This window comes from Microvirga arsenatis (genome assembly GCF_009910705.1).
Classification (GTDB): Bacteria; Pseudomonadota; Alphaproteobacteria; order Rhizobiales; family Beijerinckiaceae; genus Microvirga; species Microvirga arsenatis.
Genome location: NZ_JAAAXJ010000004.1, coordinates 345,275 through 361,412, shown reverse-complemented (window position 1 = coordinate 361,412; position 16,138 = coordinate 345,275). Strand labels below are relative to the sequence as shown.

General features: G+C 67.4%; 12 protein-coding genes. 6 read left to right on the top strand and 6 right to left on the bottom strand.

What is annotated here, in order from left to right; all coding sequences use genetic code 11:
- Positions 1-34 precede the first annotated feature (34 nt).
- Entirely contained in the window at positions 35-1,051 is a 1,017-nt protein-coding gene (locus GR303_RS10530; protein WP_161721984.1) for a zinc-binding alcohol dehydrogenase family protein, read from the bottom strand.
- Positions 1,052-1,146: 95 nt separating this feature from the next.
- Between GR303_RS10530 and GR303_RS10525 the strand changes: the two genes are divergently transcribed.
- From GR303_RS10525 to GR303_RS10515, 3 genes are all read left to right on the top strand, one after another.
- Positions 1,147-1,497 (top strand): winged helix-turn-helix transcriptional regulator, encoded by a 351-nt coding sequence (locus tag GR303_RS10525; protein WP_281351444.1) that lies wholly within the window; start codon positions 1,147-1,149, stop codon positions 1,495-1,497.
- A gap of 118 nt (positions 1,498-1,615) precedes the next feature.
- Positions 1,616-6,439, top strand: coding sequence for an NAD-glutamate dehydrogenase (locus GR303_RS10520; protein WP_161721986.1), 4,824 nt, complete (start codon positions 1,616-1,618; stop codon positions 6,437-6,439).
- A 188-nt stretch (positions 6,440-6,627) separates the two neighbouring features.
- Positions 6,628-7,986, top strand: coding sequence for an MFS transporter (locus GR303_RS10515; RefSeq protein WP_246205363.1), 1,359 nt, complete (start codon positions 6,628-6,630; stop codon positions 7,984-7,986).
- Positions 7,987-7,993: 7 nt separating this feature from the next.
- Here the strand turns inward: GR303_RS10515 and GR303_RS10510 are convergent, their stop codons facing one another.
- Positions 7,994-8,314, bottom strand: coding sequence for a heavy metal-binding domain-containing protein (locus GR303_RS10510; RefSeq protein WP_161721988.1), 321 nt, complete (start codon positions 8,312-8,314; stop codon positions 7,994-7,996).
- A gap of 228 nt (positions 8,315-8,542) precedes the next feature.
- The gene (purH, locus tag GR303_RS10505) at positions 8,543-10,135 is read right to left on the bottom strand and encodes a bifunctional phosphoribosylaminoimidazolecarboxamide formyltransferase/IMP cyclohydrolase (RefSeq protein ID WP_161721989.1); all 1,593 of its coding nucleotides are present in this window, start codon (positions 10,133-10,135) and stop codon (positions 8,543-8,545) included.
- 464 nt (positions 10,136-10,599) lie between these two features.
- Between purH and GR303_RS10500 the strand changes: the two genes are divergently transcribed.
- Together GR303_RS10500 and GR303_RS10495 are read left to right on the top strand one after the other, a co-directional pair.
- A complete protein-coding gene (locus tag GR303_RS10500; protein WP_161721990.1) occupies positions 10,600-11,010 on the top strand; it encodes a cupin domain-containing protein in 411 nt (136 codons plus the stop codon).
- A 362-nt stretch (positions 11,011-11,372) separates the two neighbouring features.
- The gene (locus tag GR303_RS10495; protein WP_161721991.1) at positions 11,373-11,609 is read left to right on the top strand and encodes a DUF1127 domain-containing protein; all 237 of its coding nucleotides are present in this window, start codon (positions 11,373-11,375) and stop codon (positions 11,607-11,609) included.
- Positions 11,610-11,676: 67 nt separating this feature from the next.
- On the opposite strand, the gene GR303_RS10490 is transcribed toward GR303_RS10495, so the two are convergent.
- The 3 genes from GR303_RS10490 to htpX form a co-directional block, all read right to left on the bottom strand.
- On the bottom strand, positions 11,677-13,431 hold the full coding sequence (locus GR303_RS10490) for a heparinase II/III domain-containing protein (protein ID WP_161721992.1): 1,755 nt from the start codon (positions 13,429-13,431) through the stop codon (positions 11,677-11,679).
- A 95-nt stretch (positions 13,432-13,526) separates the two neighbouring features.
- Positions 13,527-14,840 carry a 16S rRNA (cytosine(967)-C(5))-methyltransferase RsmB gene (rsmB, locus tag GR303_RS10485; RefSeq protein ID WP_281351447.1) on the bottom strand — a complete coding sequence of 438 codons (1,314 nt, stop codon included), beginning with the start codon at positions 14,838-14,840 and terminating at the stop codon, positions 13,527-13,529.
- A 3-nt stretch (positions 14,841-14,843) separates the two neighbouring features.
- Positions 14,844-15,788 carry a zinc metalloprotease HtpX gene (gene htpX / locus GR303_RS10480; protein WP_161721993.1) on the bottom strand — a complete coding sequence of 315 codons (945 nt, stop codon included), beginning with the start codon at positions 15,786-15,788 and terminating at the stop codon, positions 14,844-14,846.
- 104 nt (positions 15,789-15,892) lie between these two features.
- Here htpX and GR303_RS10475 point away from each other — a divergent pair, with 104 nt between their 5' ends.
- A complete protein-coding gene (locus tag GR303_RS10475) occupies positions 15,893-16,129 on the top strand; it encodes a DUF1674 domain-containing protein (RefSeq protein ID WP_161721994.1) in 237 nt (78 codons plus the stop codon).
- Positions 16,130-16,138 lie beyond the last annotated feature (9 nt).

Below are 16,138 nucleotides of genomic sequence, written 5' to 3'. Positions count from 1 at the left end.
AGGCCGGTGACGACGGAAGGGGGTCGGAAGATCCTCAAAAGCCCGACAGCACGATCTTGCCCCGGGCGCGGCCGCTTTCGATGAAGGCATGGGCCCGCCGCAGATTGGCGGCATTGATCGGCCCGATCACCTCTGCCAGCGTCGTCCGGAGCGTGCCCGCATCCACGAGGCGCGAGGCCTCGCTGAGGATCTCGTGCTGGCGCTCCATGTCGGCGGTCTGGAAGGTCGAGCGGGTGAACATGGACTCCCAGTGAATCGACACGCTCTTGCCCTTGAGGAGCGAGATGTCGAGGGGCACCTTCGGGTCGTCGATGAGCGCGAAGCGGCCCTGCGGCGCGATGGCCTTGGCGATTTCCGAAAAATGCGCGTCCGTGTGCGTGATCGAGAAGGCGAAGGCCGGCGCGCCCAGCCCGAGGGCCTCGACCTGCGCAGCGAGGGGCTGGCTGTGGTCGATCACGTGATGGGCGCCGAGCTCCTTGACCCAGGCCTGCGTCTCCGGCCGCGAGGCGGTGGCGATGACGGTCAGATCCGTGAGCCGGCGCGCGAGCTGGATCGCGACGGAACCCACGCCTCCCGCCCCGCCGACGATGAGGACCGCGTTGGCCGCGCCCTTGACGGGACGCTGGACCTCCAGCCGGTCGAACAGGGTCTCCCAGGCCGTCAGGGTCGTCAGCGGCAGGGCGGCCGCCTCCTCGAAGCTGAGGGAGCGGGGCTTCGCTCCCACCAGCCGCTCGTCGACCGCATGGAACTCCGCATTGGTGCCCGGCCGGGTGATGGCCCCGGCATAGAACACCTCGTCGCCCTCCTTGAACAGGCTGACCTCCCGGCCCACGGCCCTGACGATGCCGGCGGCGTCGTAGCCCAGCACCTTCACGCCGCCGGGCTCGGGCTGGGCGCGCATGCGCACCTTGGTGTCCACGGGATTCAAGGCCACGGCCTTGATCTCCACCAGAAGATCCCGCGGGCCGGGCTCGGGCCGGGGCAGTTCGACGTCGATGAGGGAGGAATCCTGGTCGATGGGAAGGGATTGCCGGTATCCAACGGCGCGCATGGCTTGTCTCCTGTTGACAGGGACATAGTTGAGCATAGCGTAGAATGCCGCAAGAACGCACAAAAACAGCCCATAGTGTCAAAAAGGATACCGTGATGCCGCGGATGTCGTCGAAGGTACCGGGAGTCCAGGGATGCGCCGTCGAGAGGACGCTGGGCCTCATCGACGGCAAGTGGAAGATCGTCGTTCTCTACAAGCTCCTGCGCGGAACCCTGCGCTTCAACGAGCTGCGGCGGCTGATCCCCTCCGTCACCCAGCGCATGCTCACCCACCAGCTGCGCGAGCTCGAGGCCGACGGCCTCATCATCCGTACCGTCTATGCGCAGGTGCCGCCTCGGGTCGAGTACACCCTGTCGCCGCGCGGGCGGAGCCTGGAGCCGGTGCTCATGGCCATGAAGGAATGGGGCGACGCAAATCTGCCGTCTCAGGAGGCTCAGGCAGCGTAAAGTGTCTGTGCGCCGCAACAACTTAACCCTACCTTAACTCCGGGCGGCACGCTTTCCTTGCGCCGCCTGCCGCTCTGTGGCAACGCTCCCGCGGCAACGACAATAAGAGGATGCGCGCATGAAGCTGGACACCCCCACCAGCGGAAGCGAGTTGACGGCCGAGGCCGTCGCCGTGCTGGAAGCCGGAAACAAGGCCACCCCGCCCACCTTCGTGCGTGACCTCTACGGGCGCGTCCCATCCGAGGATCTGGCCTCGTATTCGCCGCAGACCCTGGCAGCTCTCGCAGCGGAAGCCTTCGAGCACCTCAAGGCGCCCCGCAGCCCGGAATCCGCCGATATCCGTCTCCACGACGTCGAGATCGAGCGCGAGGGCCGCAGGCAGGACGTGACGGTGCTCGAAATCGTCAACGACAACATGCCCTTCCTCCTCGACTCGACCCTGGCCGAGATCGTGGACCAGGGCTACGAGCCGCTTCTCGTCGCCCATCCGATCCTCGCGGTGGAGCGGGATTCGGGCGGGGCGCTCCTGCGCCTGGTGGGCGAGGCCACCGCCGCCCTGCGGCTCGGCGTGAAGCGCGAGAGCTTCATCCACATCCACCTGCCCCGCATCGACGACGCCGAGGCCCGCACCCGCCTGATCGAGGCGATGCGGCGCGTGCACGGCGACGTGGCGCTTGCCGTGCACGACTGGCCGGGCATGCGCGCGCGCGTCACGGAGATCGTGCACAACTACCGCCTCAATCCCCCGCCGCTGCCGGAGGACGAGGTGAAGGAGGCCATTGCCTTCCTCGACTGGATCGCCCGGGACAACTTCACCTTCTTAGGTCTTCGCGAGTACCGCTTGCCGTCGGGGGACACGGCGGCCGATCCGGTCGAGGGCTCGGGCCTCGGGCTCCTGCGCGATCCGAGCGTGCGCGTGCTGCGGCGCGGGCGCGAGCTCGTGGCGATGACGCCCGAGATCCGCGACTTCCTGGCCCGCCCCAAGGCGCTCATCATCACCAAGGCGAACGTGAAGTCCCGCGTGCACCGCCGCGCGCATCTCGACTACATCGGGGTCAAGCTGTTCGACGGCAACGGGCACCTGCAGGGCGAGCTGCGCATCGTCGGCCTGTTCACCGCAAGCGCCTACACCAACACCACGGGCGAGGTGCCCTATCTGCGCCACAAGGTGGCGAAGGTGGCCGCCCGCGCCGGCTTCGACCCGGCGAGCTATGCGGGCCGCGCCCTTCTCAACGTGCTCGAGAACTACCCGCGCGACGAGCTGTTCCAGATCGACGAGGAGACGCTCTACAGCTTCGCGATCGACATCATGAACCTGTCCGAGCGCCCGCGGGTGCGGGCGCTCGCGCGCGCCGACGAGTTCGACCGCTTCGTGTCGGTTCTCGTCTTCGTGCCGAAGGACCGCTACGACACGAGTGCCCGCCTGCGCATCGGGCAGTTCCTCGCCAGCATCTATGGCGGGCGCGTCTCCGCCTCCTATCCTGACTACCCGGAGGGGCCGCTCGCGCGCACCCACTACATCATCGGCCGCGACGAGGGGCAGACCCCGCAGGTGGCGCGGGAAACGCTGGAGAGGGGCATCTCCGCCATCGTGCGCACCTGGAGCGACGCGCTGCGCGACCAGCTCGACGCCTCCGTCGGCGGCGCGCGGGCGCGCTCGCTCGCCGGCCGCTACGGCGAGGCGTTCAGCGCCGCCTACCGCGAGGCCTTCGGCGCCGAGCAGGCGATCAAGGACATCAGCCTGCTGGAGCAGCTCTCCGAGGGCCGGCCCCGCGCGGTCGACCTCTACCGGCGCGAGGGCGACGACGAGACCCGCGTCAACCTGAAGGTCTTTTCGCTCAACCAGTCGATGCCCCTGTCGGACCGGGTTCCGCTTCTGGAAAACCTGGGCTTCCGCGTCGCCAACGAGCGCACCTATCGGGTGGCCTTCACGGGCGACAACCGGGTGTGGCTCCATGACATGACCCTCGAGCGGGCGGCGGGCGGAACGATCCGCATCGACGAGATCCAGGCGCCCATCGAGGCGGCGCTCCTCGCCCTCTTCCGCGGCCTTGCGGAATCCGACGGCTTCAACCGCCTCGTGCTGGAAGCCGGCCTCGGCTGGCGCGACGTGGCCATGGTGCGGGCGCTCGGCCGCTACCTGCGCCAGATCCAGGTGACCTATGCCCAGGACTACATCGCCGAGACGCTCGCCCGCCACGGCGCGATCGCAGCCGATCTCGTCAAGCTCTTCTATGCCCGCTTCGACCCGCGCCACGAGGAGGGCCGCGCGGCCGCCGAGGCTGCGATCCGCGAGCGGATCGAGGAGCAGCTGAAGGCGGTCACGAGCCTCGACGACGACCGGATCCTGCGCCGCTTCATCAACCTGATCGAAGCCGCGCTGCGGACCAACTTCTTCCAGCTCGAGGAGAACGGCCTGCCGCGCCAGACCATCGCGTTCAAGTTCGAATGCGCGAAGGTGGAAGGGCTGCCGCTGCCCCGGCCGCTTTACGAGATCTTCGTCTACTCGCCCCGCGTCGAGGGCGTGCACCTGCGCTTCGGCAAGGTGGCGCGCGGAGGACTTCGCTGGTCCGACCGGCCGCAGGACTTCCGCACGGAGGTGCTGGGCCTCGTCAAGGCGCAGCAGGTCAAGAACGCCGTCATCGTGCCGGTGGGCGCCAAGGGCGGCTTCGTGCCCAAGCAGCTGCCGCCGGCCGGCGACCGGCAGGCCTGGCTTGCGGAGGGTACGGAGAGCTACCGCATCTTCGTACGCACGATGCTGCAGCTCACCGACAACATCGTCGGCGACCGGGTGGTGCCCCCGGCGGACACAGTGCGCCACGACGGGGACGATCCCTATCTCGTGGTCGCCGCCGACAAGGGCACGGCCACCTTCTCCGACACGGCGAACGCGCTCTCCATCGAGAAGGGCCACTGGCTCGGCGACGCCTTCGCCTCCGGCGGCAGCCAGGGCTACGACCACAAGAAGATGGGCATCACCGCCCGCGGCGCGTGGGAGGCGGTGAAGCGCCACTTCCGCGAGATCGACATCGACATCCAGACCGTGCCGGTGACCGTGGCGGGCGTGGGCGACATGTCGGGCGACGTGTTCGGCAACGGCATGCTCCTGTCGCGGGCCCTGAAGCTCGTCGCCGCCTTCGACCACCGCGACATCTTCCTCGATCCGAACCCGGATCCGGAGGCGTCCTTCAAGGAGCGCGAGCGCCTGTTCAATCTGCCCCGTTCGAGCTGGCAGGATTACGACAAGGCCCTGATCTCCAAGGGCGGCGGCGTGTTCCCGCGCAGCGCCAAGTCGATCCCGCTGTCGGACGAGGTGCGCGCGCTCCTCGACCTCGACAAGCCGCAGGCGACCCCGGCCGAAGTGATGAACGCGATCCTGAAGGCCCGTGTGGATCTCCTCTGGTTCGGCGGTATCGGCACCTATATCCGCGCCTCCTCCGAGACGGACGAGCAGGTGGGCGACCGCGCCAACGATGCGATCCGCATCACCGGCCCCGAGGTTCGAGCCAAGGTGATCGGCGAGGGCGCCAATCTCGGCGTGACCCAGCGAGGGCGCATCGAGGCGGCGCAGAAGGGCGTGCGCCTCAACACGGACGCCATCGACAATTCGGCAGGCGTGAACACCTCCGACGTGGAGGTGAACATCAAGATCGCGCTCACCACGCCGGAGCGCGACGGGCGCCTGAACGAGGAGCAGCGCAACCAGCTTCTCGCCGACATGACGGAGGACGTTGCGGCGCTCGTGCTGCGCAACAACTACCTGCAGACCCTGGCGCTCTCGCTGTCCGAGCAGCGGGGCCTGGCCGATCTCGGCTTCGCGCGCCGGCTCATGCACATGCTCGAGGCGGAGGGGCGGCTCAACCGCGCGGTGGAGTACCTGCCCGACGATTCAACGCTCGCCGAGCGCGCCCGCCGCGGCGAGGCGCTGACGCGCCCCGAGCTCGCGATCCTGCTCGCCTATGCCAAGCTCTCCCTGCACGATGCGCTGCTGGAAAGCCCGGTGCCGGACGATCCGTATCTCGGCAAGGAGCTCGAGCGCTACTTCCCCGCGGAGATGCGCGAGCGCTTCCCCGATGCCATCGCCGGCCACCGCCTGCGGCGCGAGATCATCGCAACGCAGCTCGCCAACGCGATCATCAACCGCGGTGGCCCGACCATGGTGGCCCGGCTCGTGGACCAGACCGGCGCGGATGCGCCCACCATCGCGGCAGCCTATGCGGCGACCCGGGATTCCTTCGGCCTGACCGAGATGAACGTCGCCATCGACGGCCTCGACGGGGTGGTGCCGGGCCGGGTGCAGCTGCGCCTCTACGGCGAGCTGCAGGATCTGCTCATGAACCGGATCGTCTGGTTCATCCGCAACGTGGACTTCGCCAACCACTCCCTCGACCAGATCGTCGGCACTTATCAGGCCGGCATCAGGGAAGTCGAGCAGAGCCTTGAGAATGCGCTCTCCCCCGAAGCCAGGGCCGTCTGGGAGGCACGCACGAGGACGCTTACGGGGGAGGGCGTTCCCGAGGACCTGGCGCGGCGCATCGCATCCCTGCCTGATCTCGTGGCGGCGCCTGACATCGTGCAGACTGCGCAGAAAACGGGCAAGCCCGTGGCCGACATCGCCTGCACCCACTTCGCGCTGGAGGCCTCCTTCCGTCTCGGGGCGCTCATCGGCGCGGCGCAGGAGATCAGCGTCAGCGACTACTTCGATCGCCTGGCGCTGGACCGCGCCGTCGACAGCATCGCCTATGCCCATCGCGGCCTGACCGCCGAGGTGTCCTCCGGGGACATGTCCGGCATCGAGGCGGTGCGCGCCTGGAGCGAGCGGCGCGGCGCGGACGTCAACCGCATCCGGAGCGCGGTCGACGGCATCGTGTCCTCGGGCCTGACGCTGTCGAAGATCACCGTGGCGGCGAGCCTCCTCGGCGATCTGGCGCGCACGACGTGATTCTCCACGAGCCCTCCTCCCCCTTGTGGGGAGGAGTTGGAGGTGGGGGTGAGCGATAGCCTATTCAGGTGAGGCGCCAACACCCCAACCCTTGATCCCTCCCCACAAGGGGGAGGGAGAAGCGGGACAGCACGACCTTCGGCAACAGCATGAAAAGTGGGGAATTAGTGAAAAGCGTCGATTCCCTCATGCCATCGCAAAAAGCCTCGCGTCCCGCCGTTCTCGGCTGGCTCCTGTTCGACTGGGCGTGCCAGCCCTTCTTCACGCTGGTCACCACCTTCGTCTTCGCACCGTATTTCGCATCGGCCCTCGCGCCCGATCCGGTGAGCGGGCAGAGCCTGTGGGGCTACGCCACGGCGGCGGCGGGGCTCGTGCTCGCGATCCTCTCGCCGGTGCTCGGCTCCATCGCCGACGCCACGGGGCCGAAGAAGCCCTGGATCGCCGCCTGCGGGCTCGTGCTGGTCATCGCCTCCTTCGCCCTGTGGTATGCCGCGCCCGGCCAATCCTATGCCATTCCCGTCGCGCTGATCGGCTTTGCCTTTGGAACGGTGGCCGTGGAGGTGGCGGCGGTGTTCAACAATGCCATGATCCCCCATCTGGTCCCGCCGGAACGCTATGGCCGCCTTTCGGGCACAGGATGGGCGATGGGGTATCTCGGCGGGCTCGTGTCGCTCGTGATCGTGCTGGGGTTTCTGGCCGCCGACCCGGTGTCGATGAACACGGTTCTCGGTCTGGATCCGCTCTTCGGCTTGAATCCCTCCACCCGCGAAGGCGACCGCATCACCGGACCGTTCTCGGCCCTGTGGTTTCTCGTCTTCGTGCTGCCGCTCTTTCTCGTCACGCCCGATGTGCCGCGCTCCGCCATGAGCCTGCGGGACGCGGCGCGAAAAGGATTGCAGCAGGTGAGGAGCACGATTGCCGATGCGCGGCTGCATCCGAGCGTCGGGCGCTTTCTCCTCGCCAACATGGTCTATCAGGATGCGCTCGTGGCGCTCTTCGCGTTCGGGGGCATCTACGGCGCCGGCGTGTTCGGCTGGCAGGCCATCGAACTCGGGCTCTTCGGCATCATGCTCACGATCACGGGCACCGCCGGGGCGCTGATCGGCGGACGGCTCGACGACCGCTTCGGCGCCAAGCCCGTAATTCTCGGGGCGATCCTCATCCTCGGCCTCGTCTGCCTCGGTGTCTTGTCTCTCGGGCGCGAGCACATCCTTTTCGTGGTGCCGACCGCACCGCCCGCCCCGGACGACGGGCTCTACGGCTCCGCGCCGGAAAAGGTCTTCGTCCTGCTCGGCCTCGTCATCGGATCCGTGGCGGGCCCGCTCCAGGCCTCGTCCCGCAGCCTGCTCGCGCGGCTCGTGCCGGCCGAGGCGGCGGGGCGCTATTTCGGCCTGCTGGCGCTCTCAGGAAAGGTCACATCCTTCCTCGCCCCGCTCGCGGTCGCCGTCGCGACCGCGATCTTTCAAACGCAAGCCGCAGGACCGGCGGTGCTGATCCTGTTCCTTCTCGTGGGCTTCTGGCTCCTGAAGGGCGTGCAGCGCGCGTGAGCGCTGCTCACTCCAGCGTCACCGCCGTGCCGCTGACGGTCACCATCATCATGCCCTCGTTCTTGCCGATGGCGCCGTAATCCATGTGGACGCCGACGATGGCGTGCGCCCCGAGGCGCTGGGCCTCGTCGATCATCTCCTGCAGGGCCGTGTCGCGCCCGTCGCGCAGCACGCGCTCGTAGGAGCCCGAGCGCCCGCCCACCACGTCGCGGATGGAGGCGAAGAAGTCACGGAACACGTTGGCGCCGAGGATGGCTTCGCCCGAGACGATGCCGCGATAGGAGGCGATGCGGCGGCCTTCGATGGTGGGTGTGGTGGTGACGATCATGGGCTTCTCCTTCTGCTCCGCTTCAGATGGGAAGGGGAAGGAGAAATGTCATCCTGGATCGCATATTCCCTCCCCCTTGCGGGGAGGGGCAGGGGTGGGGGTGGTGAGACGGGGTGAGCGTTCGAGAGGCTGTAGCCCCCTCTCGCTTCAACAGGCGAGGACAGCGTTCTGACTTTGCGACCCCCACCCTCAATCCCTCCCCGCAGGGGGGAGGGGGAAGCGTCGAGCTCAATGCCTGAAATGCCGGTGTCCCGTGAACACCATCGCAAGTCCCGCCTCGTCGGCGGCCTTGATCACCTCGTCGTCGCGCATGGAGCCGCCGGGCTGGATCACCGCGGTGGCGCCGGCTTCCGCCGCAGCGAGCAGGCCGTCGGCGAAGGGGAAGAAGGCGTCGGAGGCGACCACCGAGCCCTTGGCGAGGGTTTCCGGCAGCCCTGCGGCCTTTGCGGCTTCGGCCGCCTTCCAGGCGGCGATGCGGGAGGAATCGACCCGGCTCATCTGGCCGGCGCCGATGCCCACCGTGGCGAGGTCCCTGGCATAGACGATGGCGTTCGACTTCACGTGCTTGGCGACCCGGAAGGCGAAGCGCAGGTCCGCCAACTCGCGCTCCGTGGGCGCGCGCTTCGTGACCACGTTCAGGTCCATAGCATCGACCACCGCATTGTCCCGGTTCTGCGCCAGGAAGCCGCCGGCGACCGTGCGCAGCGTCAGGCCCGGTGCGCGCGGGTCGGGCAGGGCGCCTGCCAGCAGCAGGCGCAGGTTCTTCTTGGCGGCCACGATCGCGATCGCCTCCTCGCTCGCATCGGGCGCGATGATCACCTCGGTGAAGATCTCGGTGATCGCCTTGGCGGCCTCCGCATCGAGCGGCCGGTTCATGGCGACGATGCCCCCGAAGGCCGAGACCGGATCGCAGCGCAATGCCTTCTCGTAGGCCTCGCGCAGGGAGGCGCCTTCCGCCACGCCGCACGGGTTGGCGTGCTTGACGATCACGACGGCGGCGGAGCGGTTCGGATCGAACTCCGCCACGGCCTCGTAGGCCGCATCCGTGTCGTTGATGTTGTTGTAGGAGAGCTGCTTGCCTTGCACCTGGCGGGCGGTGGCGACACCGGGGCGGTTCTCCGGGGTGCGGTAGAAGGCGGCGCTCTGGTGCGGGTTCTCGCCGTAGCGCATCACCTCGGCGATGGAGCCGCCGAGCGCCCGGAACGGCGGTGTCGCCTCGCCGAGCTCGTTCGCGAGCCAATTGGAGATCGCCGCATCGTAGGCCGCCGTGCGCGCATAAGCCTTCTGGGCGAGGCGCCGGCGCAGGGTGAGCGTCACCGAGCCGTCGTACTGCGCGAGATCGTCGAGAACCGCCGCGTAATCGGCCCCGTCCACCACCACGGCTACATCGCCGTGGTTCTTGGCGGCGGCACGGATCATCGCCGGGCCGCCGATGTCGATGTTCTCGATGCAGTCGGCATAGGGCTTTCCCGCCGCCACCGTCGCCTCGAACGGGTAGAGGTTCACCACCAGGAGGTCGATGGGCTGGATGCCGTGCGCCAGCATCGCCGCCTGATGCTCCGGGTTGGCGCGGATGCCGAGCAGGCCACCATGCACGGCCGGATGCAGCGTCTTCACGCGTCCGTCCATCATCTCGGGGAAGCCGGTAAGCTCGCTCACGTCCCTCACGGGCAGGCCCGCCTCGCTCAAGCTCTTGTGCGTGCCGCCGGTGGAGACCAGCTCGATGCCACGCGCATGAAGCGCCCGGGCGAAGTCCACGAGACCCGTCTTGTCGGATACGGAAAGCAGAGCGCGGGAGACGCGCTTCAGGTCGCTCGGCATGGTGGCCGCTCCCTTCGAGGAAAACGATGCGGGCGCGATAGCATGGTGGGGCGGGGATGGGAACCGGGCAGGTCCGGGTTTCGGACCGCTCTCTTTCCTAATCAAGGTTCGGCGATTTTCATCTGCTGCACGGTCAAGCAGTGGATTGCGAATCCGTTGTCACTGATCATGGGTGGTCCATTAAACCCTAACAGCGCAATTCACCCAAAAGCATTTTGAAGCAATCATCGACGGGCCAAGATTCTTCAGATGGCCGCCAAGGCTGAGTATTTGCAGAGCTGAGCCGATCATGCACGATATCATCTTCCAGATACGTTGGAACGCTACGCTACCCAGTTCCACAAACGGCCTTCTCGGAAGTTCTCGGACGATATTTCTGCGCGAAGATTATCCCTTTGGGTGCTTTTGTTTTCCCGCGCCTGAACGCATCCTCTCTGGATCAGCAGACTTCGATGGAGGGCAACATGCCCCACAAGTTCATCCTCCAGGCTGACCTTCAACCCAATAACATGGACTTCGGCCGCCTCAGCTTCCTGAGCCATCCATCAACAACCGGCGCCAAGCACCTGACGATCCTTTCCGTGAGTGTGCTGCCCGGTAAAGGCCACGACTTTCACTACCACCCCAACCAGGAAGAGGTGATCCATGTGCTCTCAGGCACCATCGAGGTATGGGTGGAACGCGAGAAGCGGATCCTCAGCCCAGGGGACAGTGTGTTCGTGCCGCCTGGAGTCATACACGGCGCGTTCAACGTGGGCTCGGATGAGGCCAAAGTTCTGCCGATCCTTGGACCTTCCGTTAGCGATATCGGCATTGAGATCGTCGATGTATCCGGCGAGGCGCCCTGGAACACGCTGAGAGCCAATGGAGCCTAAGAACAACCGCATTCCATGAAAGGGCCCATCGGGATCATCGAACCATATTCATGGGCGGCCGGGAGCCTTAGGTTTAATCCATGCCGTTCCCAAACTCGGATCGGCTGATTGCCCGGCCCGCTGGCTGCACCTCTCTGAAGCACCCCGTTAGTCCTGAAAAGCTTGGCGGATGATATAACCTCTGCTAAGTTTCGCGTCATGATCAACCGCGCATCCTGGCTTACCCATCAGCTCACGTACCTCAAAGGGTGCGCGGGATGGGTGTTGCGCTGATGCATGCGTGATCATTCCCGAGGACCCTCCCGAGGCGGGTAGGGTCCTAAGGTTCTCTGCTCTCCTCATGTCGATTGTGGAGAGCAAGCATGAACACCCTTTTCCATACGTCAAAGCACAAGTCCCGTTTCTATTGGGTCAATCTCATCATCAGGGATGTTGCATCCCGGGTGATGAGGATCCCTGCATCATGGAGTCACTTCACCTACCGGCGGGCTTTGCAGAGGTTGGAGCATCTCAACGACCGCACGTTGCGTGACATCGGCCTGTGGCGCGAGCCGGAATGCCGGATTGACGAATGGTGGAGAATGAATCCGCCGCCTTAGACGAACGAGGATCGAGAGGCCTCAGGGAATTTCCGAGTTCCCTGAGGCCTGACTGACAGGTTTATCGTCAAATCAGCTCCGCCTGCTCCTGCGGCTGGCTCGGATCGAAGGTGCGCGCCAGGCGCTCGAAGCGCCAGCGCACGGTCGGGGTCTCGCTGGGGCGCACGGTGAGCACGATCTGCTCCGTGCGGCGCAGGCCGTCGGCGGTGGCGAGAAAAACGCTGTCCTCGATCTCGGCTTCGACGGGAATGGCCGAGAACTGCCAGGCCTCCCGGTTGGGCAGCACCAGCATCACCACGCGACCGCCCTGGGCCCGGCTCGCCTTGATGCCGGGAGCGAGATGGAAGCGGATGGTGGCCTGTGCCGTTCCGGGGTATCCGCCCTCGCTCCAGAAATTGTCCTCGCCCTCCAGCACGTTGCCCTTGGGCGCGAGCTGCCAGCGCCGCTCGTGGGTGATGCCGAAGCGGGCCTTGTAGCCGTCGTGGCTGGCGGTGAGACTCTGCGCGTGCTCGCGTTCGCTGCGCTCCGCCGTCACCCGCTCCGGGCCGCTGAGGATGACGGGCCCGACCCGGCGCAGGAGCCAGGCGGACACGCGGCGCTGCAGCCATCCCCCCTTCTTGTCCACGATCTGGCAGGAGGAAACGTCGTTGATGGAGGCGGTGGAGTGGGCCACCGTCGAGCGCGAGGCCTGGATGATCGTGCTGCCGGCAATCTGCGGCATGCCGCAATTGACCACGATGCGCTGCGCGGCGCTGGAGAACTCGAAGGAGAGGCAGCCGGCGGTCGCCTCCTGCGAGAGAGGCCGCGGCGGCGGCGCGCCCACATCGGCCACCACCAGGGTGCGCCCGGCCTCCAGTCGCTCGTAGCCCGAATGGGGCGCGTGGTGGATCGGCTGGCTGCGCATGTCGTCGTAGGTGAGCAGCGTGGCGAGATGATCGGGGGCCGTCACCCCCATGCCGTTGAAATGCGAGAGGGTGCCGTCCCCGTGCCGGAACAGGCGCACCATCGGCAGCATCCGGTCGATCGAGCGCAGGAGCGCATCGGGCGTGTCGATCTCGCGGCTGGCGAACATCTGGCGCAGGGGGAGAAGATCGAACAGCAGCTCGACGACGATGCGCGGATTGCGGCTGACATGCCCCCCGTCGGCCAGGATCTGCCGGTCGAGCTCGCGGGCGAGCAGGCGGGACGCACGCCTCAAGTTGCGGTCGAGGCCCTCGCAGCACAGGCCCGCATAGCAGAGCGCGATTGCGGCCATGAGCTGCTGGTAGGGCAGGGCGCCGGCGCGCACCTGGCGCTCCAGATTGCGCACATGCTGCCCGATGAGCTTCAGGAAGCGCTGGTAGAAGGCATGGTCGGCCCCTTCCAGGATGAGCGGCGACTGGCTGATGAAGGACATGAGCCGGCGCGCGGTGACCTCGGGGCTGCAGGCGAGGCGCCTGTCGCCGAGCTTGGAGGTGACGAACTCGTCCACAAGGGAGCGGGCATTGGCCTGGGCGAGCGCCGTGCCCGCAGCGCGCAGGTGGCGCAGCCAGCCGAAGCCGTAGAGCGCCTCGCCCCAGGCGCGGCTTGGCGGCACAAAGGCGAAGGGCGAGCGTCCGCCGGTGGTGATGGCGCGCCCCGAGAAGGCGAAGAAGCCGGAATAGATGTCGGTGGCGATGGTGGGATCGGCGGTGCGCAGGTCCTGCGGCGCGAAGAGCAGGCGCGTGGGCACCGGCGCGCTGGAGAGCCGCGACAGGCTCCAGACCAAGCTTTCGCGCATGGCGCGGCCTGCCTCACGAAGGCTAAGCCTGTACAGACGCCAGCGATCTGGCCCGAAATCCACCCGTGGCGCTCCCCTTGCTGTTCTGAATCCCGGTCAGCTTAAGAGAGGAGTTCCTGCTGACCGGTTAACAACAGGTAAGAGACCATTCACCATCGTCACGATGGCTTGTGAACAAACCGTGCGACAAAGAAGCCGTCGAGGCCGGAGCGGTCGTGCTCCGGCAGCGCGAGGTGGAAGGGCAGGGTGCGCAGATCGCCTTCCGGCGTGATGCCCTCCGACCAGCCACCGATCTCGCCGGGCGTGACGGGCAGGCGCTGGAACTCCGGGTGCCGGGCAAGAAAGCCCTCCGCCTGACGCTCGCCCTCTTCGGCTTCGAGCGAACAGGTGCAGTAGACGAGCCGCCCGCCGGGCCTGAGCAGGTCTGCCGCCTTGTCGAGGAGGCGGCCCTGGAGGGCGGACAGCTTGCGGATGTCCTCTTCGCTCTTGGTCCAGGCCACGTCCGGGTGGCGGCGGATGGTGCCGGTGGCCGAGCAGGGCGCGTCGAGCAGGATCGCGTCGAAGGGCTCCGCCTCGAGCTTTTCCGCATCGATGGCGCGGGTCTCGACCGCGAGCTTCAGGCGGGCGAGGTTTTCCTCCAGCCGCTGGAGGCGCCTGGCCGAGCGGTCGACGGCGAGCACCGCGGCGCCAGCCGAGGCGAGCTGGGCGGTCTTGCCGCCAGGGGCTGCGCACAGGTCCGCGATGCGCTCGCCGGGCTTCGGGTCGAGCAGGCGGGCGGGCAGGGCGGCGGCCGCATCCTGCACCCACCACGCCCCCTCCTCGAAGCCGGGCAGCTCGCGGATGGCCGTGCGTTCTTTGAGGCGGATGCTGCCGGTGGGCAGGAGAACGCCGCCCAGGCGCTCGGCCCAGGCTTCGGAGTCGCTCTTCACCGTCAGGTCGACGGAGGCCATGGAACGGTGGGCCTCGGCGATCCGCGTCGCCTGCTCCTCGCCGTATTGCGCGATCCAGCGCTCCTCGAGCCAGGTGGGCGTGTCGAGAAAAGGGTCGCTCTCGCCGAGTATCTGCTCGCGCTCGCGGGCGACGCGGCGCAGCACGGCGTTGATGAAGCCACCCGCGTGATGGAGCTTGGGATCCTCCTGCGCCAGCGCGACGGCGCTGTCGACGGCGGCATGGTCCGGCACGTCGAGAAACAGGATCTGCGCCGCGCCGATGGCGAGCAGGTGCATGAGACGCTCGTCCTTCGGCGGCTTGTTCAGCCGCGAGCGCAGGGCGTGTCCCAGCGTTCCGAGCCGCCGGAAGGTGACGATGGCGATGGCCCGCGCCAGGGCCTCGTCGCGGGGCGGGAGCCTCTCCGCACGGGCGAGCTCCTCCATCACGTCGTCGAGCGGCACGCGCCGCTTCAGGGTCTCCGTCACCGCCATCCAGGCCAGGCGGCGGGCTCCGAGGCCCGCCTGTTCGTCCGATCGACTCAAAATCTATCCCCAAGGCCCGCGGCGTGTGCCGGTCGAACCCCTGATGGAGCCCCCAGGGGAACCCCAGGGACTCGTTGAACTCTGCGCGAAGAAGCCGCTTTGCGGCGCGGAACCCATCTCCTGCGCCAAAGCATGCAAAGCCGCAATCCGGTTTTCCGTCGCGGGATGGGTGGAGAACAGGTTGTCCACGCCCCTCCCCGAGAGCGGGTTGATGATGAAGAGCGAGGCGGTGGCCGGGCGGCGCTCCGCATCGGGGTTCGGGATCTGTGCCACGCCGCCCGCGATGCGGGCGAGCGCGGACGCGAGCGCCAGGGGCTGGCCGCAGATCTCCGCGCCGATCCGGTCGGCATCGTATTCCCGCGAGCGGCTGATCGCCATCTGGATGATCATGGCGGCAATCGGTGCCAGAAGCGCGGTGGCGAGCATCACGATCGGGTTCGGCCGCTCATCCCGTCCGCCGAACAGAAAGCCGAACTGGGCCAGCGTCGCGATGGCCCCGGCGATGGTGGCGCTGACCGTCATGATCAGGGTGTCGCGGTTCTTGATATGCGCGAGCTCGTGCGCCATCACGCCCGCGATCTCGTCGCGGGAGAGCATGTGGAGCAGGCCCGTGGTGGCGGCGACCGCCGCGTTTTCCGGGTTGCGGCCGGTGGCAAACGCATTGGGCTGCGGATTGTCGATGAGATAGACCCGCGGCATGGGCAGGCCGGCCCGCCCGGCGAGGTCACGGACCATATGAACCAGCTCCGGCGCCGTGTGCTCGTCCACCTCGACCGCATGGTGGGCGGCGAGCGCCAAGCGGTCCGAGTTCCAGTAGGCGAAGAGATTGGTCGCAAGACCAAGGCCCAGCGCGATCATCATGCCGGTGCCGCCGCCCAGAAGATAGCCGACGACGCCGAACAGGGCCATGAGGCCTGCGAGCAGCATTCCGGTCTTGACGGTGTTCATCGGGGTCTCCACCTCGTGGTCAACGAAACTCCACCCTTCGTCCCCTATGTGGGAACGGTCCAGCTCCCTCCCAAGAGGAGCTCGGATCGGGCATAAGGCGCCCCATGAGCACGAACGACACTTCCGATCCCGTCCCGTCCCGTCCCGTCGAGGGTGCGGCCCCCGGCAAGACCCTCACCCCGGCCGCCCAGCGGGCCCTGGAGGAGGCGGCGCAGCGTCGCCAGGAGATCGATGCCCGTGCGGCCGAGATCGCCAGGGAGAAGGAGCTTCAGGGCCGAGGCGGCCTCGAGCCCGTGCGCTACGAGGACTGGGAGGTGAAGGGCCTGGCGAGCGACTTCTAAAAAATTTCG